Genomic DNA, 19,809 nt, shown 5'->3' with positions numbered 1-19,809 from the left:
GCAGACATCAATCCCCACCCGGCTTCTCGATCAGTTCGACGGTCAGACCATCAGGTCCGTAGACATAGGTCGCCCTTTGACCCTTGGCCGGCCCTCGTTGGACGCGATGGGGAGGAGCGCAGGAACCAAGCTGGGCCTGGACAGCATCGAGATCGTCGACATGCAATGCAAAATGGAAATAGCCTGTATCGCATGGTTGACGCAGGCCGATCGCGCGCTCAGGAGCTTCGTACTCGAGCAATTCGAAATGATAGGCGTCACGCGCAACATAGGCGATCTCGCGAACCTTGGCCCCATCCAGTCGAGTGATTCCAGCCACAGCACCCGGATCGAACGGCGTGAAGCGAGACTGCGTTACGAAGCCGAGAATCGTCAGAAAGTCGAGCGCCCGCTCCATGTCGGCGACTGTAACGCCGATGTGTTCGAGGCGTCCGGTATTGCTCACTGATCGACCTCGACCACGCATACCACATCCCCGACCTGCGCTTCCTCGCCTTCGGGAACGCAAATCTCGACCAACCTGCCATCGGCGCTAGCCTCGAACGCCTGGGTCACTTTTTCGGTCTCGAATTCGTATAGCGCCTCACCATTGGCGAAAGTTTCGCCAGGCAACTTATGCCAAGCAACAATCGTTGCTTCTTCCATGTTCATGCCGACGCGCGGAAGTTTGAGCTTAATCTTCATTGGTAGTCCCTGCAGTTCAACAGTTCGCGCACCACATCAGCAATGCGCTCCGCATTCGGATAGACGCTGCGCTCGAGCACAGGCGCATAGGGCATGCAGACATCCGGCACGGTGACGCGGCGCACCGGCCCCTTCAACATGGCAAACCCGCGATCTGCCGCGACGGCCGCGATCTGGCTCGCGGCACTGCAGCGATCACGCGCCTCGTCGACAACCACCAAGCGGCCTGTCCTCGACAGCGAGGCGAGGATGCCGTCCTCGTCGAGCGGGACCAACGTGCGGGGGTCCAGGATTTCGGCTTCGATCCCGTCCTGAGCAAGCTGCTTCGCCGCCTGTTCGGCAAGCTTCACCATCGCTGATATCGCAACGATCGTGACATCGCTGCCTGAACGCCGCACTGATGCTCTGCCGAACGGAACCAGATGGTCACCGTCGGGCACTTCGCCCATTTCCCCACCGCGCCCGCCCGGCTCGAGGAAGATCACGGGATCGTCGCTGCGCACGGCTGACTTGAACAGTCCCTTGGCGTCGCCGGCATTGGATGGAACAGCCACATGGACTCCGCCCAAATTCATGAACAGCGGATATGGGCAATCCGAATGCTGTGCTGCGGTTGATCGACCCCCACCGAACCCAGCCATGATCGTGATGGGAAGCTTCATCTGCCCGCCAGTCATAAGGCGAAGCTTCGCCATCTGATTGGCGATGGCGTCAAAGCCCGTGTACATGAAATTGGCGAACATCATGTGCAGCACGGGTCGCCAGCCGGCCGCTGCCATGCCCACTGCCATTCCCGTCAGCAGCGCCTCGCAGATCGGCGTGTCCCGAACGCGATCAGGACCAAAGCGCTCGCGAAGCCCCTTGGTATCGCCGAACATGGAAATCTCGACGTCCTCGCCAAACAGGACGATCCGCGGATCGCGCTCCATTTCTTCGAACATCGCATCGTTGATCGCCTGGATCATCCGCCGCTTCGCCATGATCAGGCCTCCGCTGCCGAAAACATCATTGAACGAACCCGCGCAGGATCAGGATCAGCCGCAGATCTGGCCCTCTTGGCCATTTCCGCGATCGACGCCTTCACACGCGCACGGATTGCGGAAATCTCCTCTTCTGCGATACCTCCTTGGGCCAGAAGAGCGGCGCCGCGCTCTATTGGATCCTTTGCTACCCAGCTAGCGACCTCCTCCTCGCTGCGGTAGGGCTGCGACAGAAAATTGACTTCCGCCTCGACATGGCCGCGCGTGCGATAGGTGTAGGTCACCAGCAAAGCGGGGCCTTCGCCTGAGCGAACGCTCTCCAACGCACGGCCTGATACGCGCCATACGTCCGCTACGTCGTTGCCATCGGCTTCGAACCCCGGAATATTGAAGGGGCTTGCCCGGTCAATGATCCGGCCGCTCGTCGCCACTTCGGATCGAGTGAATTCGGACCAGCCATTGTGCTCACACACCAGCAGAAGCGGCAGCTTCCACAGCGAGGCTAAATTCATTGCTTCCATGAAGGTGCCCTGGTTGGCCGCACCGTCGCCGAAGAAGCAGACGGCTACCTTGCCATTTCCTTCCAGCTTGGCCGCAAAGGCAGCGCCTGTGGCAATGCCAAGCCCGCCACCAACAATGCCATTCGCTCCCAGAATTCCACGCGCCACATCGGCGACGTGCATGGTTCCGCCGAACCCCCCGCAGATGCCATCAGATTTGGCATGGATTTCGGCGATCATCGCATAAGGATCGCCGCCTTTTGCCAGGAAATGCCCGTGCCCGCGATGGGTGCTCGTAATCCAGTCTTCGTCTCCCAGGTGCGCACAGATGCCTACGCCGGATGCTTCCTGCCCGATATAGAGATGCACCCCGGCAGGCAGTTCGCCCGCTCTAAACTGGGCCCCGAGATATTCCTCGGTCTCACGGATGACCAGCATCCGTTCGAACATGGCGACCAGCTTCTCGGGATCGGGATTATGATAGTCGTTCCTCACAAGCTCACCACCGTTGTTGTCACCTGGGAAAAGAAATCGAGAGACTCGCGTCCGCCCTGAGCACCGATCCCCGAACGACCAAGACCTTGCAGGGGGGTCAGAAAATCGCGGACCTGCCAGCAGTTCACCCAGTTGATCCCTGCCCGCAGCCGTGCAGACATACGGTGCCCTCGCGACAGGTCGCGGGTCCAGACCATGGATGCGAGGCCATATGGGGTGTCGTTCGCACGACTGACCGCCTCGTCCTCATGATCGAACGGGGAGACATGAATGACAGGGCCAAAGGTTTCCTCGCGCAACAAGGGCGAGTTATCGGAAAGGCCCGTTAGCACGGTGGCCGGATAGAAAGCGCCTTCACCAGGCGGAATGACTCCGCCAGCATGAAGCCGCGCCCCGCCTGCCATTGCTTGTTCGACAGCTGCATGGACCTTCGCGCGATGGGATTGCGAGATCAGCGGTCCCAGTTTCTGCCTTCCCGCCAGTTCGGCCAGTCTTGCAACGAACCCATCGAAAACAGGACGCTCGACAAAGAGCCGCTCGATAGACAGGCAGACCTGACCACTGTTGGCAAAGGCTGCGAGAGCGCTAGCTTCGACCGCCCGGTCGAGATCAGAATCGGCAAAAACCAACCCGGCATTCTTGCCGCCCAGTTCAAACAGCACGGGCCGAAGGCCCGCTGCAGCGGCAGTCATGATCTGGGTCGCGGCGCGCCCTTCGCCGGTGAAGGCGATGCCATCAACACCCGGATTTGATACAAGAGCGGCTCCCGTCGAATTGGCGCCGAAACCATGTACCAGGTTGAACACCCCCGGTGGCAGGCCGGCATCATGAAGGATTTCAGCCAGTAGTGCTGCAGAGCAAGGCGACTCCTCTGATGGCTTTGCGACAATGCAATTGCCTGCCGCCAGAGCCGGCACCAGGTTCAGTGCTAGAAGCAGGAGCGGGACGTTCCATGGAGCGATGACTGCCACCACCCCAAGCGCACGTCGGCTTGTATAGGCGATGGTCCTGGGAGCCGCTTCAGTCACCATGTTCGGAGATGCAGCCCGGCCATGCCAAGCCTGTTCCGACCAGGTGCGCAAAAGGCTGGCATAAAGCCGAAATACCTCGATCGTGCGCCCAACATGTGCGCCCATCACCTGCGCGCGGGGCCGGCCAGTGTCAGCGGTCTCGGCGTCGGCAAGGTCATCCGCTCTGGCTGCCACCGCACCCGCCAGGCTTTCGAACAGGTCGGCGCGCTCAATTCGATCAAGGGCCTCCCAATCAGGTTGGGCCGCCCGCGCCGCGAGCACGGCGCAGTTTACAAGTTCCGCATCGGCTTCGTGTACCTTCGCAATCAATTGGCCGTCCACCGGCGACCGCTTTTCGAAACACCGCCATCCGTCCACCGGAGCACCAGCTATAAAGGATCGGATCTGCCTCACGCTTGCGCCTCTTCCCGCAAAGCAACATCAAGTTCTTCTGAATTGCGGATGCCGAGCTTGATGCCCCGCGTCACTTGCGTATCGGTGCGTCGCTCAATGCTGGCTGCACTCTCGGTCACCCGGCGCGGACGCAAGGCCCAATCGCGCAGGGCAGCTTCCAGTTCGGCGCGCACCTCCGCGCAACCCGGATCGCCCGCGCGATCGGTGAGTTCGTGGGGATCGTTTACAAGGTCGAACAACAACGGCTCAAAGCCAGGGCAGGCAATTAACTTCCATTGCGCGCCTACCACGGCAACGATACCGGTCTGATCAATCGCCTGCCCCAGTTCGCGCCGAAAACGCATTGTCGCATAATCAAATTCGCAGAAGCTGTATTCGCGAGTTCCCTCTTGTCCGTCGAGCAGCGGTATTAGGGAATGACCTTCCAGCCGGGGATGCCCTGGGTCGCCTCCGCCCGCTTCGACGAACGTGGGCAGCAAGTCGATCGCCTCGACCAGGGCGTCGCAAGCCAGTCCGCGCGTAGCGTCAGCTGGTTCGCGCGGATCGACGACGATCATCGGCACACGGATCGAAGGTTCGTGCAGGAACTCCTTCTCACCCAGCCAGTGGTCGCCCAGATAATCACCATGGTCTGAAGTGAAAACAATCAGAGTGTTTTCCATCAACCCGCGCTCTTTGAGCGCGCCGAACAGCACTCCCAACTGGTCATCCAGTTGCTTAACCAGGCCCATGTAGGCCGCCACAACTGGTGTGCGCACAGCATCATCTGAGAAGCTCTGGCTGACCCGTCGTCGCTGGAAGCCAGCAAAGACAGAGTGCGAGGTTACGCGCTCCTCCGGAGTACGGATTGCCGGGAGAACATCGTTTTCAGAGTAGGTCGCATGATAAGGGGCAGGCGCAACATAGGGCCAGTGTGGTTTGATGTAACTGAGATGCAGGCACCAGGGGTCGCTTCCCAACGCATCAATGCACTCAATGGCGCGCCGCGTGAGATAGGGCGTTTCACTGTCTTCTTCTTGGACGCGGGCAGGATAGGGAGCCGTCTCCAGCAACCATCCGGAGACCGGTACTCCATCGATCTCGACTGAGTTGACCCACTCGTGCCAAGGGTTCTCGCCGTCATAGCCCCGCTCGCGCAAGTATCTGTTGTAATCAGCCCCGAACCGCTTCTCTGCCGGCCAATGGTCGAGGTAAATCCCTTCTTCGCGCGAGTAGGTTTCGAAGCCGGCCTCAGAGATCAGAAGCCCCGAGGGAGATGCCGGATCGATCCCCCGCTTTTCCATGCCATCGACGTCAGCGCGCATATGGGTTTTGCCGACAAGCACGGTGCGATACCCGAGTGGTCGCAAGAAATCACCGATTGTCCATTCGTCCTGTCGCAATGGCGTATCGTTAAGGGTTGATCCATGCGAGAGCACGTATCGTCCAGTGTAGACGCTCATGCGCGCTGGACCGCATACAGCCGATTGCGCATATGCCCGATTGAAGCGCACGCCGCGTGACGCAAGCCAATCAAGATTTGGTGTTTCCAATGTCGGGTGTCCGTAACAGGACAGATAGTCCGCGCGAAGCTGATCCGCCATGATGAACAAGATATTCGGCCGTTTGGTCATAATCAGTAGCCGACAGCGGGAACAAAGCCCGCTTCCGAGAATATGTGCTTCGTCTCCATAAACACATCGAGGCCCATAAGGCCGTGTAGCCGTCCAATTCCGCTCTGCTTGTAACCGCCGGTCTCGGCCTCAGCGAACAGGCGGTTGTGGCTATTGATCCACACAGTACCAGACTTGATTGAGCGCGCGATCCGCTGCGCCCGGCTCCCGTCGCGCGTCCACACGCTTGCGGCGAGTCCAAAGTCGGTTGCATTGGCACTTTTTGTTGCATCTGCTTCGTCGCCAAAACGTTCAATTGTGACGATCGGCCCGAAGAGTTCATCGCGAACGAGTGTGCTGGTGCGATCATCCACCGCGATCAGGCTGGGCGAGAGATAACTTCCGCCGGCTGGTGCATCATCAGGATGTCCGCCAGCCACCAGCACATCGCTTGCACTCGCTACAATCGCTGCAAGCCGGTCGCGATTGGCCATGTCGATCACCGGCCCCATCTCCGATCGGGGATCATCGGCGGCGTTGACATTCAATGCACGGAAATGTTGGGCAAGCCGGTCGGCAACCTGCTCATACGCCGCAGATTCGACCAACACCCGGGTGACAGCCGTGCACATTTGCCCCGCCGCTGCCGTGGCCCCACGGACGATCTCAGGCAGAGCGCGGCCCAGGTCGGCGTCGGCGAAAACGACAGCGGGTGCTTTCCCGCCCAGTTCGAGGTTGAGGCGCTTGAGCGTCGCGGCCGAGGCTTCAAAGATGCGTCCCGCAGTATGGCGTGAGCCCGTAAAACTGATCGCATCGACCTCTCGATGCACCACCAGGGCCTGCCCCACCTCATGCCCGTTTTCGTTGACCGAGTTGAGCACACCAGGCGGCAAATCGGGAACCGCTGCCATCGCCTCGATCATCAAGGCATTGGTTAGCGAGGTTTGCGGCGCTGGCTTCACCACGACAGTACAGCCCGCTGCCAGCGCTGGCCCAAGACTGCGTGCCAACAGAGTCACCGGTGCGTTCCATGGTACGATGATCGCGGCCACCCCGATCGGCTCGCGGCTGAAGATTGAAAGCTGACCCTCGCCAACCTCCTGGACCCGGCCGAAGATCGTTCGCGCTACCCCGGCATAATAGCGAAGTTCAGATACGGCCGCGCCAACCTCCCCCTCCATCTCTGCAGTACGTTTGCCGCATTCCGATACCGATACCGCGACAAGCTGGCCGCGGATGCGTTCGATCGCATCGGCCATAGCCAGCAGGACGGCCGCCCGCTTTCGGGGATTGTTGGACCATCCTCCGCGTTCAAAAGCTCTCCGCGCTGCAGACACCGCTGCATCGGCGCAGTCCGTATCGCCTGGCGAAAACACGCTGGCTACTTCCCCTGTGGAAGGGTTGATCGTTTCCATGGTTCCAGAACCGGCATGCCAACTGCCGTCGATGTAGTTTCGAGCAAGTTTCATCGTCACGCGAACCTCACAAGATGCGCCATCCGCCATCGGCACCAATTGCCTCGCCGGTCAGGTACGACGACGCATCGGACGCCAGCCAAAGCGCAACCTCGGCAATCTCCCTAGGGGTGGCGGAACGCCCCATGGGAATGAACGGCTTCGGAAAATTCGGCAGGGCATCGTCAGTGACGATCGTTTCAGCCATGTTTGTTTCGACCAGTCCCGGGCAGATCGCATTGATACGAATGCCCTGGCTCGCATACTGCACTGCTGTCGCCTTGGTGAGCCCGAGAACGCCGTGCTTTGCGGCCGAATAGGCAGGGTTCCGCGGAGCTGCAAGAAAGCCCATGACCGAAGATAGGTTTATGATCGTTCCGCATCCTTGGACAGCCATCGCGCGCAGTTCGTGCTTCATGCACAGAAACACGCCCTTGAGGTTCACGTTCATCGCGCGATCCCATTCTGCTGCTTCGACATCGGCCAACATTTTGCCGAGCGGACCGAGAATGCCGGCGTTATTGACGGCGATATCCAGTTGGCCATGTCGACCGAGAACCCCAGAAACCATCGCTTCGATCTGCCTCTCGTCGGCAACGTCGCACGCAATATCGGCCTCGCTCGACAGATCGGCAGTCACGACTCTGGCGCCCATCGCAGAAAACAGGTCGGAAATTGCTCGTCCGATACCCGCAGCCCCGCCTGTGACTAGCGCAACCTTGCCGTTCAAATTTGCCATCAGATGTTCACCGAGCCGCCATCAACGAGGAGTGTCTGCCCAGTCATGAAGTCGCTGTCCGACGAGCAGAGGAAGATGAGCCCGCCGAGCAGGTCTTCGGGATAGCCATCCCGCTTGAGAGCGCGGCTCGCGACTACGCGATCACGGTTCGTATCAAGATGTTCCTGGTTGGCGCTGATTGAATCCGACATGATCAGACCGGGCGCGAGCGTGTTGATGTTAAGGTTGTGAGCACCAAGCTCGCGGGCAAGAGCACGAGTGAAGCCTAACATCGCGCCCTTCGACGTGACGTAATGAGACATGAAGGGCAGGCCCTTATAGGCACTGCCCGACGAGATGTTGACGATCTTTCCTGCGCCCTTCCCGATCATCATCGGCGCAACATGCTTCACCATCAGAAATGGACCGCGCACATTGACGGCCATCACCTTATCCCACAAATCGACATCGAGTTCGGTCACTTTGACGTCGCCAAGGGTGGCAAACACCGCCGCATTGTTGACAAGGATGCCAACATCTCCAGCCCATGCTGCAACGCTCGCAATCCCGGCCCTGACAGCAGATTCGTCGCTGACATCCACTCGGAAAAAACGAGCGGCGTCGCGTCCTTCGACAGAGTTGATGTCGGCCGCTAGGTTTTCTCCGTCGGCCAGGTCGAAAATGGCCACGCGCGCGCCTTCCTGCGCGAGCGCGCGGCTGTAATGCACACCGATCCCGCGCGCTCCGCCAGTCAGGATCGCGACTTTACCTTCAAGCTTTCGACTGGTCATGTCTGCTCCGGAAAATGGGTGGTAATGAGGGAGAGTTCATGCGCCACCATCTGTGCGCGGGCCCGCTCGGAATCCCGAGCCTCGAAGGCGCTTACAATCTCGTGATGATACCAGCAGGCCCGCTCCATGGATTGGGCGAGCGTCGCATCGAGCCGACCCAGGACATTGAAGGGCGAGTTCAGAGCGGTCTCCAGGATGCGCTCGCCCCGCGGGCTGTCCGCCGCCCGCCAGATGGTCGCATGAAACTCGCGATTCAACTCGTCGAAAATCGGCCTTGCCTCGTCACCAAGCTCGCGTACGGCGCGTTCCATCCGGTTAGAAAGTTCTCGCAGCGAGGCGATTTCGGAACTATTGAGCCGCGATGCAGCACGGGCCGCAGCACGACCCTCAATCAACGCCTTCAACTCCATGATTTCGATCCGGTCAGCCTCGTTGAACTGGGCCACCACGTGCTTTCGGTAGCGCTCCTTGACAACAAGGCCTTCCGCACTGAGCCGACCAATCGCCTCACGCAAAGGGGTTCGGCTCACACCAATGCGAACTGCTAATTCTGCCTCAGGCAAACTCTGGCCAGCGACGAGCGACCCCTGTAGAATCCATTCCCGCAAGGCTCGATAAGCGACATCCACCGACTTGGGCAGATCAGAGCTTCCCGGGTTCGAATCGCCTCCATTTGTCCTTGCATTGCTCATGGCAGCACCTCGCGACCGAATTCGGTCAGAGCCGTCATGCGGCAAGATGTCAGCTTCGAGCACCAACGAATGATCCCTTCCGGCCAGCGCGAATCTAAACCTCGTGACTCTTGGTATACCATACCTAGCTCTCCTTCAAGTTTTTGTGCCATTTTTCGTAATTCAAGTATACCCGCGTTGAGTGCGCGAGATCGCGAGAGGCAGTTTTGACCTTCCTCGAACTGTAAGTCATCCTCTTCGTAAAACCGGCGAGTTCCCGTCCATTAGGAGCCAGAAAGCAACAGACCAGAGAGCGATCTCACATCGGCAGACATTTGCACTGGACGGGCAAGCGCCGGATTGATGGTGTATGATCATCGCGGTCTGACGCGAGAAGTGCCGACGACATAGATCACGACAAGATCAGGTTTGCATTCGCGATACGGCGCGGATCCACTCGTCAATTTCCGCCTCAACCCATACGGCACATTTGGGCCCCAGCGATCGCGACCTTGGGAAGCGCCCCTCGCTCATACGCTGATAGATGGCGGAGCGGCGCAGTCCGACGCGGGCGATCACTTCCGGCAGGCGCAAAAGCCTCGCCGGCGGCGCTGCTTCGGGCGGTTGATGCGTGTGCATTTCATCTGGTATTGCATGCGGCATTGTTGATCTCATTTGCTCGGGTTCGGTCCCCTCCGAACTCTCAGGCTACCGCGACAGCGCCAGCGCGATGTCGCGGCCCACAAAATCATCGATGTGCTTGGCAAGCATTCGCGCCACCAGCTGTGAGGTGCCGTTGGCCCACCGAGGCCGCAGATCCTCAATCCGCCGCCCCAGGGTCCGCTGAAGATGGACTGGGAGGCTGGTGAAGAACTCTTCGAGAAATTCGCCCATCTCGCCATGCATCCACTCGCAAGCGAGCTCTTCTTGCCCGGCAAGAGCAAGGATCATGGTCGCGAGGGGGTGCGCTCCACAGGCGGCGAGCACTAGTGCCGCTTCGTCGAGCCCGATAGGCCGCTCGCCACGCGCTACGCGAAGCAGGGTCTCGCGGTGCATCCCGCATTCACTGGCAATCCTGTGGCGGGGTTTGCCGCCGGCATCGATCGCATGGGCGAGCACGCGAGCCAGACTTTGATTAGCCGGTCTGGCAACGGTGGTTGGATGGTGCATGGCTGTCTCCTTGCATCTGCACTGATGCGATTCGCAGGCATATCGCGAAGCATCCCATGTAGGAAAATGAAAAGAACATACATGGAACATCTCGTTTAGAGGCGAATCAGTTCCTCTATCCGAGTCGTCGCCAAATCCCGGCTGCCGAGACGGCGTTCACCGACACAAAAAGACTGACTTTACGTCCTTATCGTCGATTTTATGCGTTGAGCGGGAAAAGATGCGTCCGCATCCTTCCACCTCCAGACGGTATTGCCGCTCAACACTTTCCTACGAACATTTCCTAGATGCATGTGGAACACACAGCGAACGCAAGAACGCTGTGACCACCCCTCCAACCGGAGCTTCACATGCAGTCTCTCACCCTCCCCCGGCGCGCCAGCGTCAAGGGTCTCGGCAAGACCCTCAACATTGCCATCCCGGTCGCAATCGCGGCGCTTGCGGCGAGCGCCGCCTATGCCGGCGCTGACACGACCTTCACCCCTGCCCTCACGAAGTTCACGGACTTTCTGGAAGGCTCGGGCGGCAAGATCATCACGGTTCTCAGCCTCGCTGGCGGCCTGATCGGTCTGGCATCCGGGCGTTTTTCGCTCGGCCAGGTCGCCGTTCCGGTGGGTGTCGGCATCGGTGTCGGCACGGGTGTTCCGATCGTCACCTCGGTCGTGACCGCGGTCATCTGAGCGCGGCAAGGGAAGGCGGCGTCGCCATGGCAGACCCATACATCATTCCTCGACGGCTCGACGACCCGGAGCTTATCGGCTTTTGGACCATCGACGAGTTCGCGGGAATGTTGGCCCCCTTCACCTGGGGGATCCTCACCCAGCATATCTTTATCGGCATTATAGTCGCCTTCGGCGCCTGGTTCGCATTGCGAAAGGCAAAAGCAGGACGCGCCAGCTCCTGGGTAGCCCACGCCGCATACTGGTATCTGCCTGCAGGATTTCTGGGCCTCAAGGCAACGCCGCCTTCTCACTGCCGACTACTCGCCGGTTGAGGGGCACTTCCATGTATTCCGACATTTCTCACGAACGCCAGCAATCGCTGCTGCGCCAGCGGAACCTCTTTGCGCTCACCAGCGCTGGCCTAGGCCTTGCTCTGGTCGTCGCCGGGAGCCTTGCCGCCACCCGCGACCGCGAAGTGGTGCTGGTTCCGACCGTTCCCAAAGCGCTCACCGTGAGCAGTGCCGGGGTCGAGGCCGATTATCTCGAGCTCGTCACCCGCGATGCGGCTCTTGTTCTCCTCAATCGCAGCCCGGAAGGCCTCGATTACTGGATGGACGAAATCCTGAAGCTGGCAGATCCGGCCAGCTACGGCCGCCTCAAGGCCGAGCTCGTCCGGATCGTCGAAGAGCAGCGGGGCTCGGATGTCACCCAGGCATTCGTGATCCGGTCGATGACTGTCGATCCGAAAGGCCTCACCTCGGATGTGACGGGCACGCTCAAGACCTTCGTCGGCGCGCAGGTGATTGCGAGTGACGAACGCCGCTTCCGTTTCAGCTGGACTTACCGCGGCCTGCGCCTCGCGCTCTCCGGGTTTGCGCAGCTCCCCCCACAGGACAAATCCAAGGAGGCCCAGTGATGGCTTACCGACCAGCGGCCCACGCACGGGTCCTACTTCTGAGCGCGGCCGCGCTGCTCGCCGTAGCAACTACCCCCGCCCATGCGGCCGACCAGTTCAAACAGGCCGCCGATGGCGCGGCGATCGAATGCAGCGTTTCAGCGCGCGAGCTGACCCGCTTCGCCTTGGTCGACGACCAGTTCGCCAGCGTCTCGAAGATCTCGACCGGCACTCCGTACAATGACTTTGCCGTGACGAACGAGCCGGTGCGCGGCGACATATACGTGTCCGTGCCCGAAACCTACGCGGCGCGGGCCATCAGCTTCTTCGCCACCACCAAAAGGGGTTTCGTCTACAAGGTTGCGTGCCGGGTCGAGCAGATCCCGGCAGCGCAGATCTTTGTGACCAACCCGGCGATCGCGAAAACCAAAGCCGCTGACTGGGAAAGCCAGACCCCGATCGAGACCAGCGCCGTCAGGCTCATCCAGGCGATGGCCAATGACCGGACGGTCGACGGTTTCGAGGTCCGCCAATCGACTGCCATACCCGCACGGGTCGGCGATCTCGAAGTCCAGCTCATCGCTGATTATCGCGGCGCCAGCCTCACTGGGAAGGTCGTCCGCATCCACAATCGCGGAGCGAAACCCGTGACGCTCGCCGAACGCGATCTCGCGCCGCGCGACACGCTCGCCGTCTCGATCGCCGAGCCAAAGCTCGAACCCGGGGCCAGCACCACGGCCTTTGTTGTCGGCGCAAGTGGGGAGACCGGCCATGACTGATGCAACCCATACGCCAAGCACTGCCCCTTTACAGGCCGAGAGCGCGGCATCGTCCGAACTTTCCGGGCTCAACGCCCGCACCGCGCGCCGTCAGAAGCTGCTGCTGGGGTCGCTGGGAGCACTCGCCCTCATCGGCGGAAGCTGGTTCATCCTTGGCGGCGACGACAAGGACAAGACCGGCGATCCCAATGCGGCGCAGACGATCGACACGGCAGGCCTGGTCAACCGCGACTTGTCGCAGCGCGAGTTCGTCGCGACCTACGGCAACAGGCTCGATGCGGTCACCCGCGAGCAGAAGGCGCTTAAAGACGGCAGCGTTCCGCGGACGGAGATCGAGGCGCAGCTCGCGGCTCTCAAGGCCGAAAACCAGGCCATGCGGGTCGATGGACAGGCCGCGATCGATGCCATCTCGGCAGAGAACGCCGAGCTCAAGACCCGGCTTGCCGCGCAGCCTGCATCACCGGCACCGGCTGTTCTGCCACCGGCTTATGGGCCGCAGGCAGGCGGCTACGACGCGCGAGCCCGTTCGTCCCAGTCAGGAGCTGCGCCCACAGGGGGTGATCCGCAGGGCGGCATGATCTCGTCGCCTGGCGAGGTGAAGCTGATGAGCTTCAGCTCCGACAAGGCAGCGACCAATGGCCTCCGTGTGGGCCGGCCCGATGCGCCACCGGTCGTCGTCGAGGATTCGCCCGATTACCTGCCCCCCAATTCCTACGCTTCGGCACGGGTAATTGTCGGCGTCGATGCCTCGGCAGGCGTCGTCAGCCAGACCGATCCGCTGCCTGTGGTGCTTCGGATTACCGGCCCTGCCCGGTCGGTCATTCAGAACGGAAAGGTTCTGACCACCCGGATTCAGGGCTGCGTCGTCAACGGCGCGGCACGCGGCGATCTCAGCAGCGAGAAGGTCTATGTGAAACTCGCCCGCATGACCTGCGATCAGCCCGGCGGCCGGGTCGCAGTGAGCGAGGTCAAAGGCTTCATAAGCTTCGCTGGCAAGTCCGGGGTCCGCGGCCGCGTGGTCAGCCGCGAGGGCAGTCTGGTCAGTCAGGCACTGCTGGCCGGGATCGTCGGCGGCTTCGGGCGCGGCTTCTCCGCAAACGCCAACAGCGTGTTCTCCGGCGTCACGACCAACCCCGATGGCAGTCGCTCCAAGCTCTCGGCTGGCGACATTCTCGGCGGCGGGCTTGGCCAGGGTGCCGCCGATGCGGCCGACACGGTCAGCAAATACCTGATCGAGCGCGCCGAACAGTACCAACCCGTCGTCGAGATGCCCACCGGCATCGATGTCGAGATCGTGTTCCTCGACGGCGTCTACGTGAGGAACTCCCAATGATCGAAAATACTTTCCTCGAGCAGGACAATCGTCGGCGCCGCTGGTTGCGTACCAGCGCCGGACTGGCGGCGATCATCGCCGTGTCAGCCGCGACGGGATGGGGTGTGGCAAGCCTTGCTGCCCCTGCTGCTGCTCCGGACACGGCGAAAGTTCGAGAGGCGCTCAAGCTCCGCCTGCCCAAGACGCCGATCGACGCGATCAACTGCAAGGGCCTTGGCGGCCTGTGCGAGGTCGCGTCCAAATCGACACTCTTCTACGTCGACCGGGCTGCGAAGTATCTGGTGATCGGCCGGGTCTACGACATGGAAGCCCGTCAGGATCTCACGGCTGCCCGGTTGCTTGCCCTTAATCCGGACTTGTTGGCAGCGGGGGCAGCGCGGCGCAGCAATTCCGAGACGCAAGCGGAAGGCGGTCCAAGCGCAGCCGCAGCGTCAGCCCGGACCACCCCGCCGCGCCATGTCCCGCTCGGCAATCTTCCAGCCAAAGGCGCGATCACCTGGGGTCCTGCCAACGGTCCGCGTGTCGTCGTCTTTTCAGACTTCCACTGCGGCTATTGCAAGAAGCTCGAGGCCGAATTGAAGGCGATCGGAGCGCGGGTCGAAGAGCGGCCGATCTCGATCTTCGGGGCGGAAAGCCGGCGCGATGCCGAACGGGTTCTGTGCTCGCCGCGGCCTGAGCTGGCGCTGCATATGGCCTATTCGGGTCTCGCGCTCGCCAATCCCAAACCCTGCGACACGAGCGGTCTCGATGCCAACGAGGCCTTCGCGCGAGCCCACGGCTTTGGCGGCACCCCTGTGATCGTGCGCCCCGCCGATGGCGCCGTTCTCGAAGGCTTCCGGCCTGCCGCTGTGCTCCGGGACTTCCTGCGCGCTGGCCCCTCCCTGGCCCCCACCCCTGCTCCCAAAGGATAGACCCATGCTTTTTCCGACACGTCTCCTTGCCTGCGCCTGTATGGCCGGCCTTGCCAGTGGCTGCGCCACGTTCGGCACCAACGTCGATGGCGATTTCACCTGCCGCGCGCCGAAGGGCGACTGCGCACCGGCTCACGTTATCGATGCCAAGGCGACGGACAATCTGTCGAACGGCACGCTGCTCCATGCTGACGCTCGGCAGAGGTCAGGCGTCGTGGATGCCGACACCAGCCGCACAGCGGAACGCACCTTGCGCGTCGTCTTCCCCGCTCATGTCGATGAAGCTGGAACGCTGCATGACGAAGCGGTCGCCTGGACCGTCGTCGAAAATCCACGCTGGGCCACCGAGCTGCGCCGCAAGGCGGGCGAGGGCCAGGGCGGATCCCTGATGCGCCAGGTCCGTCGGCAGCTGAAAGCCGCTCAGATAGCCCCAGCACCGGACGGCGCGGAGGGAAACTTGAGCGTAGCTGACGAGGCGTCGCCCTTCTCGTCTGCACGCGACGACGCGGGTCAGGCTGGCGGCATCTCGGACGCCGATGCCACCAGTCCCTTCAACGAAACTTCAGATGCCTCGCCGCTGGTCCTCCCCTCCACGGCGCGCGAGGCCGTTGCCGGTGCCAAGGTACCGGCGGTCGAGGGGTTCGACACGTTGCCTCCCCCGCGTGATCGAGCCCCTCGGCCTGAGGCGGGGCAGAGCGCTCCGGTGTTCCCAAGCGCAGCGGCGATTGAAGCCGCGAAAGCTGCAATCCGCCCGGCAGTCAGAACCGGCGAACAGCCGATCGTCAGCACCTCGCAGCCCAAGGAGCCCAAGTGATGGCCGAACAACTCAAGACCGTCGTCGATCGGCTGCTCAGCGGATTGCTGGGTGATGCCGAGCACGCCGACAAAGCCCGCCCGCAGCTCATGGTCGATATGCTCTCCGACTGGCTCCCCTACCGGGTCTACGATCCGGCAACCCGCCTTTACTTCAACGCACGCTCGAAGGGCTTTGTCCTTTCGGTTACGCCGCTGATCGGAGCCGACGAGCGCACCGGGGAAATCCTGGGACAGTTCTTCTCGGAAGGCCTGCCAGCGGGCGCCTGCCTGCAGGTGCTCCACCTTGCAAGCCCGCGCATCAGCAGGATCATCGCCCCGTGGTTCGCCCCACGGTACATTCAGGGCGGGGTTTACGAGGCGATTGCCCGGCACCGGGCGCGGCGGCTCTATTCGCTCGTCTGGGAGTCTGGCTCGCCGGATGCGCCCTTCCATGCGCGGCATCACCAGGTGATCGTCTCGGTCGGGGTGCCGACCTCCAAGTCGGTCAGCAACGAGGATCTCAAGCAGACCCGCGAGGGCCTGATGGCGATGCTCAAGTCGCTCAATCTCGGCGTGGTCGAAGTCGGGCCGGAAGCGCTCATCGCTGTCATCGATGATCTGACTTCGCCCACCACCGCTCCGCAGGACGATGCGGTGCCCTACAACCCGAATGATCCAATCGCATCCCAGGCAATCCGCCACGACATCGAACTGGTGGTGGCTGAAGACCGCATGCGGCTCGTGACCGAGCGTTTCCGCCCCACTGGCAAGGTCAATGACGGCGTGCCCGAGATCGGGACCGTCTATCCCGATGCCTTCGATGTCCGGCATTTTGCCGTACGCAACATGCCATCGCGCTGGGCTCCGTGGGAATGCGCGCGGCTGATCGGCGACCTGTTCACCGACAAGCTGCGCTTCCCCTGCCCCGCTGCCACCATGCTGTGTCTCGTCTATCCGGACCAGGAGGCGGCTTCGGCGAAGGCCGGATTCAAGTTCATGCGGACGACCAGCCTCGCCGGGACCCGCAGCGCCCGGTTCCTGCCTCGGATCGGCGAACAGGCCGCCGAGTGGCAGCATGTTCAGGCCGAGCTCCAGGAAGGCCGCCGTCTCGTGCGGGTCTTCTACGGTGTCACGACCTATTCGCCGCTAGGCCAGGGCGACCGCCATGAACGCGCGATCAAATCGATCTACAAGGCGGCGGGCTGGGACCTTACCGACGAGCGCTACCTCCAGATCCAGGGGTTGCTCGCTGCGATGCCGCTCACCCTGGCTGACGGGCTCGGCGCCGATATGGAGCGGCTGAAGCGGTTCAAGACCGTGCTATCGACGACCGCTGCCAATATCGCGCCCATGCAGGGCGAGTATCTCGGCAGCGCCCACCCCCACCTGCTGTTCGTCGGGCGGCGCGGCCAGCCCTTCTTCTGGTCCCCGTTCGAGAACGAGGCGGGCAACCACAATGTCGCGATCTGCGGCAAGTCGGGATCGGGCAAGTCGGTACTGCTCCAGGAGATGTGCGCCGCGCTGCGCGGTGCCGGCGCACAGGTTGTCGTGATCGACGATGGCCGCAGCTTCGAGCACTCGGTCAAGCTGCAGGGCGGCCGCTTTGTCGAGTTCACGATTGCAGCGGGCTTCTGCCTCAACCCGTTCTCGATGATCGATGCGACGCGCGCCGCCGAAGACGAGGACTACCGCCTCGACTGCTTCGGGATGATCAAGGCCATCGTCGGGCAAATGGCTCGCCACAGCGCGAAGCTGACGGATACTGAGCGCGGATTGATCGACCGGGCGGTCAACCTCGTCTGGGCGCAGCACGGCGCGGCTGCCACGGTCACGACCGTCGGCGAGATGCTAGCCGGTCTCGGGCATGACACTGCCGCTGACATCGCAACCGCGCTGGCCCCCTACATGGCGGGCGGAACTTACGGCGCCTTCTTCGAAGGCCAGGCAAGCCTCGACCTCGATGCGGACTTCACGGTCTTCGAGATGTCCGACCTCGCGAGCCGGGAGGATCTGCGCAGCGTCGTGCTCTCAGCCATCATGTTCATGACCAGCCAGGCCATGACGCGAAGTCCGCGGTCACTGCGCAAGCTTCTGCTGATCGATGAAGCCTGGTCGATGCTCAAGGGCGGTTCGATGGGTGAATTCGTCGAAACCTACGCCCGGACCTGCCGCAAATATGGCGGCGCGCTGGCGACCGCTACCCAGTCGCTCAACGACTACTACAAGTCGGACGGGGCGACGGCGGCGCTCGAGAACAGCGACTGGATGCTGATCCTTCAGCAGAAGCCGGAGACGATCGCCGATTTCAAGGCGAGCAAGCGCCTCGATATGGACGATCGCACCGAGACGCTGATCCGCAGTCTCAAGCGCTCCGGGAGCGACTATTCCGAGGTTTTCATCAAGGGGCCGGAGACCGAGGCGATCGGGCGGCTCGTGCTCGATGACTATTCGGCAACGCTCTTCTCGAGTTCGCCCCAAACCTTCGCCGCCATCGATGCCGAGATCGCGCGCGGGCACCAGCTCGCCGATGCCATCGAGCGCATCGCTCATCCCAACCGCTGACACCCCATCACCAAAGGATCCCTATCTCCATGCCTCTCCACCTCGTCACCCCCTTCGACCGGACCGACCCGTCCGAAGACGAACAGCCCGTCAGCCCGCAGGTGCAGACCTTGCGCTCGCGCATGGCCGATGGCTGCTACATCCTGCTTCGCGGCTGCCTGTTTCTCGGCTCGTCCTACCTGATGGCGCTGGGCCTGCCGCTGCTGTTCTTCCTGCTGTTATCGGGCGGCAATCCCGATACCTTCTTCGCCCATGTCGCCAATCTCGGTGACCGCTTCCTGGCGGCCGACCTCGCACGGCGCGTGACATTCCTCGGCCAGTGCAAGTTCGTTCTGATCGGTCTCGCGACGCTCGTCGTCGTGTGGCGCATGCCGCGCTTCATCCGCGATCTCGACCGCGAACTTTCGGGAGAAAAGCTGTGAAGAACATTTTGGCAACATCAAGCCTGCGCGAGCGGCTTTCAGCGATCAATCTCACCGCTGTCGTGGTCGGCGCCGGCATGGTCGGTCAGGTTCTGTGGGGTGTCTGGGCGACGGACAAGCTGCTCACCCTGGAAAAACGCGAGGTCGTCACGGTCCAGCTGAGCCGGATCATGGGCGACTTCATCGAAGCCGAAGCGCGTGCCGGTCGGCCGCCTGAAGAAACCAGACTGCGCGTCCAGGCCTACCTCAAGGCCGTGGAAGCCTCGGTACAGAAGCTCGGACGCGAAGGCCGAACAGTTCTGGTTGCCGAAGCAGTGGTCGCCGGGAGCACGCCGGACCTGACCGGGTCTGTGCGTGCCGACGTCATGCGCCGCATGGGAGCCCTTCCCGATGCTGCCCGCTGATCTCTTGATCCGCTCAGCTTCGGCGCGCCGGCTCGTGCTTTGGGGCGGGCTCGGCGCCGGGGCACTGGCGCTCTCCTCGCTTGCCGCTTTCGCGCAGGGCCATGCGCTTATGATCAATGTGAGCCCCAGCCTGCCCTACTGGGCCATCTGGGTCACGCGGGGGGCACCCGTGCATCGCGGGGACATCATCCTGTTCGACCCACCCACCTCGCCTTTGTTGGTCAAGCATTTCGGGGCGAAGCCCAAGCCATTCGGCAAGCATGTGAGCGGTGTTCCGGGCGACATCATCACCGAGCAAAACCGCATCTACTTCGTCAACGGTGAGGCCGTGGCCAAGGCCAAGCTTGAGAGCCGCTTTGGCGAACCGCTGGCGCTTGGACCTACGGGGCGCGTGCCGCAAGGCTGCTACTTCGTTACCAGCGAACACAAGGATGGCTTTGACAGCCGCTATGCCGCGATCGGTTGGATCTGTGGGCCGCGCATACTCGGGGTCGGGAGGCCGATCCTGTGAGGCTCCTCACTCTGCCGGTTTGCACCACTGCGCTGGCGCTGGCCATCGCACCACAG

The 19,809-nt window shown here is 62.1% G+C and carries 23 protein-coding genes; 11 read left to right on the top strand and 12 right to left on the bottom strand.

Annotated elements, in window-relative coordinates:
* Nucleotides 1-7: 7 nt before the first annotated feature.
* The 12 genes from NMD1_RS14680 to NMD1_RS14625 all read right to left on the bottom strand — a co-directional run bounded on the left by NMD1_RS14680 (nt 8) and on the right by NMD1_RS14625 (nt 10,479).
* Entirely contained in the window at nt 8-445 is a 438-nt protein-coding gene (locus NMD1_RS14680; RefSeq protein WP_158453966.1) for a VOC family protein, read from the bottom strand.
* Nucleotides 442-684, bottom strand: a complete 243-nt coding sequence (locus NMD1_RS14675) for a lipoyl domain-containing protein (RefSeq protein WP_118074345.1) — start codon at nt 682-684, stop codon at nt 442-444. Before NMD1_RS14675 ends, NMD1_RS14680 begins: the two co-directional genes overlap by 4 nt.
* Nucleotides 681-1,664 carry an alpha-ketoacid dehydrogenase subunit beta gene (locus tag NMD1_RS14670; protein WP_118074346.1) on the bottom strand — a complete coding sequence of 328 codons (984 nt, stop codon included), beginning with the start codon at nt 1,662-1,664 and terminating at the stop codon, nt 681-683. Before NMD1_RS14670 ends, NMD1_RS14675 begins: the two co-directional genes overlap by 4 nt.
* Nucleotides 1,665-1,666: 2 nt before the next feature.
* Entirely contained in the window at nt 1,667-2,614 is a 948-nt protein-coding gene (locus NMD1_RS14665) for a thiamine pyrophosphate-dependent dehydrogenase E1 component subunit alpha (protein WP_162896116.1), read from the bottom strand.
* 41 nt (nt 2,615-2,655) lie between these two features.
* Entirely contained in the window at nt 2,656-4,083 is a 1,428-nt protein-coding gene (locus NMD1_RS14660; RefSeq protein ID WP_118074348.1) for an aldehyde dehydrogenase family protein, read from the bottom strand.
* Nucleotides 4,080-5,696: a sulfatase-like hydrolase/transferase gene (locus NMD1_RS14655; RefSeq protein ID WP_118074349.1), complete on the bottom strand. Its 1,617-nt coding sequence runs from the start codon at nt 5,694-5,696 to the stop codon at nt 4,080-4,082. The genes NMD1_RS14660 and NMD1_RS14655 overlap by 4 nt, the downstream gene beginning before the upstream one ends.
* Before the next feature lie 2 nt (nt 5,697-5,698).
* On the bottom strand, nt 5,699-7,144 hold the full coding sequence (locus NMD1_RS14650; protein WP_118074832.1) for an aldehyde dehydrogenase family protein: 1,446 nt from the start codon (nt 7,142-7,144) through the stop codon (nt 5,699-5,701).
* A 13-nt stretch (nt 7,145-7,157) separates the two neighbouring features.
* Complete coding sequence (locus NMD1_RS14645; RefSeq protein WP_125955310.1) at nt 7,158-7,868, bottom strand: SDR family NAD(P)-dependent oxidoreductase; 711 nt, start codon at nt 7,866-7,868, stop codon at nt 7,158-7,160.
* Nucleotides 7,868-8,638: an SDR family NAD(P)-dependent oxidoreductase gene (locus NMD1_RS14640; RefSeq protein ID WP_118074351.1), complete on the bottom strand. Its 771-nt coding sequence runs from the start codon at nt 8,636-8,638 to the stop codon at nt 7,868-7,870. Before NMD1_RS14640 ends, NMD1_RS14645 begins: the two co-directional genes overlap by 1 nt.
* Nucleotides 8,635-9,393: a GntR family transcriptional regulator gene (locus tag NMD1_RS14635; protein ID WP_233497708.1), complete on the bottom strand. Its 759-nt coding sequence runs from the start codon at nt 9,391-9,393 to the stop codon at nt 8,635-8,637. The genes NMD1_RS14640 and NMD1_RS14635 overlap by 4 nt, the downstream gene beginning before the upstream one ends.
* Nucleotides 9,394-9,732: 339 nt before the next feature.
* Entirely contained in the window at nt 9,733-9,972 is a 240-nt protein-coding gene (locus tag NMD1_RS14630; protein ID WP_370073149.1) for an AlpA family transcriptional regulator, read from the bottom strand.
* Between the two features lie 45 nt (nt 9,973-10,017).
* Entirely contained in the window at nt 10,018-10,479 is a 462-nt protein-coding gene (locus NMD1_RS14625) for a transcriptional regulator (RefSeq protein ID WP_118074354.1), read from the bottom strand.
* Nucleotides 10,480-10,829: 350 nt separating this feature from the next.
* Here NMD1_RS14625 and NMD1_RS14620 point away from each other — a divergent pair, with 350 nt between their 5' ends.
* The 11 genes from NMD1_RS14620 to NMD1_RS14570 are packed head-to-tail and all read left to right on the top strand — an operon-like array spanning nt 10,830 to nt 19,753.
* The gene (locus NMD1_RS14620; protein ID WP_011445803.1) at nt 10,830-11,159 is read left to right on the top strand and encodes a hypothetical protein; all 330 of its coding nucleotides are present in this window, start codon (nt 10,830-10,832) and stop codon (nt 11,157-11,159) included.
* Nucleotides 11,160-11,185: 26 nt separating this feature from the next.
* Entirely contained in the window at nt 11,186-11,473 is a 288-nt protein-coding gene (gene traL / locus NMD1_RS14615; RefSeq protein ID WP_020819170.1) for a type IV conjugative transfer system protein TraL, read from the top strand.
* An 11-nt stretch (nt 11,474-11,484) separates the two neighbouring features.
* Nucleotides 11,485-12,057, top strand: a complete 573-nt coding sequence (locus NMD1_RS14610) for a type IV conjugative transfer system protein TraE (protein WP_125955308.1) — start codon at nt 11,485-11,487, stop codon at nt 12,055-12,057.
* The gene (locus NMD1_RS14605; RefSeq protein WP_125955307.1) at nt 12,057-12,815 is read left to right on the top strand and encodes a type-F conjugative transfer system secretin TraK; all 759 of its coding nucleotides are present in this window, start codon (nt 12,057-12,059) and stop codon (nt 12,813-12,815) included. Before NMD1_RS14610 ends, NMD1_RS14605 begins: the two co-directional genes overlap by 1 nt.
* Nucleotides 12,808-14,148 carry a TrbI/VirB10 family protein gene (locus NMD1_RS14600; protein ID WP_125955306.1) on the top strand — a complete coding sequence of 447 codons (1,341 nt, stop codon included), beginning with the start codon at nt 12,808-12,810 and terminating at the stop codon, nt 14,146-14,148. Before NMD1_RS14605 ends, NMD1_RS14600 begins: the two co-directional genes overlap by 8 nt.
* Entirely contained in the window at nt 14,145-15,059 is a 915-nt protein-coding gene (locus NMD1_RS14595) for a DsbC family protein (protein ID WP_125955305.1), read from the top strand. Before NMD1_RS14600 ends, NMD1_RS14595 begins: the two co-directional genes overlap by 4 nt.
* A gap of 4 nt (nt 15,060-15,063) precedes the next feature.
* Nucleotides 15,064-15,873, top strand: a complete 810-nt coding sequence (locus tag NMD1_RS14590; RefSeq protein ID WP_125955304.1) for a conjugal transfer protein TraV — start codon at nt 15,064-15,066, stop codon at nt 15,871-15,873.
* Nucleotides 15,873-18,416, top strand: a complete 2,544-nt coding sequence (traC, locus tag NMD1_RS14585) for a type IV secretion system protein TraC (protein WP_125955303.1) — start codon at nt 15,873-15,875, stop codon at nt 18,414-18,416. The genes NMD1_RS14590 and traC overlap by 1 nt, the downstream gene beginning before the upstream one ends.
* A 29-nt stretch (nt 18,417-18,445) precedes the next feature.
* The gene (locus NMD1_RS14580) at nt 18,446-18,838 is read left to right on the top strand and encodes a hypothetical protein (protein ID WP_125955302.1); all 393 of its coding nucleotides are present in this window, start codon (nt 18,446-18,448) and stop codon (nt 18,836-18,838) included.
* The gene (locus tag NMD1_RS14575) at nt 18,835-19,242 is read left to right on the top strand and encodes a type-F conjugative transfer system protein TrbI (protein ID WP_125955301.1); all 408 of its coding nucleotides are present in this window, start codon (nt 18,835-18,837) and stop codon (nt 19,240-19,242) included. The genes NMD1_RS14580 and NMD1_RS14575 overlap by 4 nt, the downstream gene beginning before the upstream one ends.
* Complete coding sequence (locus NMD1_RS14570; protein WP_125955300.1) at nt 19,229-19,753, top strand: S26 family signal peptidase; 525 nt, start codon at nt 19,229-19,231, stop codon at nt 19,751-19,753. The genes NMD1_RS14575 and NMD1_RS14570 overlap by 14 nt, the downstream gene beginning before the upstream one ends.
* Nucleotides 19,754-19,809: the final 56 nt, after the last annotated feature.

Origin of the sequence: Novosphingobium sp. MD-1, from assembly GCF_001014975.1 — a bacterium.
Taxonomy (GTDB): domain Bacteria; phylum Pseudomonadota; class Alphaproteobacteria; order Sphingomonadales; family Sphingomonadaceae; genus Novosphingobium.
Note: the sequence above shows the minus strand (reverse complement) of the source record. Positions and strands in the feature narration are given on the sequence as shown.

Excerpts from the sequence above, each read along its gene's own strand:
- NMD1_RS14675 (WP_118074345.1), bottom strand. The coding sequence starts at position 684 with ATGAAGATTAAGCTCAAACTTCCGCGCGTCGGCATGAACATGGAAGAA.
- NMD1_RS14670 (WP_118074346.1), bottom strand. The coding sequence starts at position 1,664 with ATGGCGAAGCGGCGGATGATCCAGGCGATCAACGATGCGATGTTCGAA.
- NMD1_RS14665 (WP_162896116.1), bottom strand. The coding sequence starts at position 2,614 with ATGTTCGAACGGATGCTGGTCATCCGTGAGACCGAGGAATATCTCGGG.
- NMD1_RS14655 (WP_118074349.1), bottom strand. The coding sequence starts at position 5,696 with ATGACCAAACGGCCGAATATCTTGTTCATCATGGCGGATCAGCTTCGC.
- NMD1_RS14650 (WP_118074832.1), bottom strand. The coding sequence starts at position 7,144 with ATGAAACTTGCTCGAAACTACATCGACGGCAGTTGGCATGCCGGTTCT.
- NMD1_RS14645 (WP_125955310.1), bottom strand. The coding sequence starts at position 7,868 with ATGGCAAATTTGAACGGCAAGGTTGCGCTAGTCACAGGCGGGGCTGCG.
- NMD1_RS14640 (WP_118074351.1), bottom strand. The coding sequence starts at position 8,638 with ATGACCAGTCGAAAGCTTGAAGGTAAAGTCGCGATCCTGACTGGCGGA.
- NMD1_RS14630 (WP_370073149.1), bottom strand. The coding sequence starts at position 9,972 with ATGCCGCATGCAATACCAGATGAAATGCACACGCATCAACCGCCCGAA.
- NMD1_RS14625 (WP_118074354.1), bottom strand. The coding sequence starts at position 10,479 with ATGCACCATCCAACCACCGTTGCCAGACCGGCTAATCAAAGTCTGGCT.
- NMD1_RS14620 (WP_011445803.1), top strand. The coding sequence starts at position 10,830 with ATGCAGTCTCTCACCCTCCCCCGGCGCGCCAGCGTCAAGGGTCTCGGC.
- traL (WP_020819170.1), top strand. The coding sequence starts at position 11,186 with ATGGCAGACCCATACATCATTCCTCGACGGCTCGACGACCCGGAGCTT.
- NMD1_RS14610 (WP_125955308.1), top strand. The coding sequence starts at position 11,485 with ATGTATTCCGACATTTCTCACGAACGCCAGCAATCGCTGCTGCGCCAG.
- NMD1_RS14605 (WP_125955307.1), top strand. The coding sequence starts at position 12,057 with ATGGCTTACCGACCAGCGGCCCACGCACGGGTCCTACTTCTGAGCGCG.
- NMD1_RS14600 (WP_125955306.1), top strand. The coding sequence starts at position 12,808 with ATGACTGATGCAACCCATACGCCAAGCACTGCCCCTTTACAGGCCGAG.
- NMD1_RS14595 (WP_125955305.1), top strand. The coding sequence starts at position 14,145 with ATGATCGAAAATACTTTCCTCGAGCAGGACAATCGTCGGCGCCGCTGG.
- NMD1_RS14590 (WP_125955304.1), top strand. The coding sequence starts at position 15,064 with ATGCTTTTTCCGACACGTCTCCTTGCCTGCGCCTGTATGGCCGGCCTT.
- traC (WP_125955303.1), top strand. The coding sequence starts at position 15,873 with ATGGCCGAACAACTCAAGACCGTCGTCGATCGGCTGCTCAGCGGATTG.
- NMD1_RS14580 (WP_125955302.1), top strand. The coding sequence starts at position 18,446 with ATGCCTCTCCACCTCGTCACCCCCTTCGACCGGACCGACCCGTCCGAA.
- NMD1_RS14570 (WP_125955300.1), top strand. The coding sequence starts at position 19,229 with ATGCTGCCCGCTGATCTCTTGATCCGCTCAGCTTCGGCGCGCCGGCTC.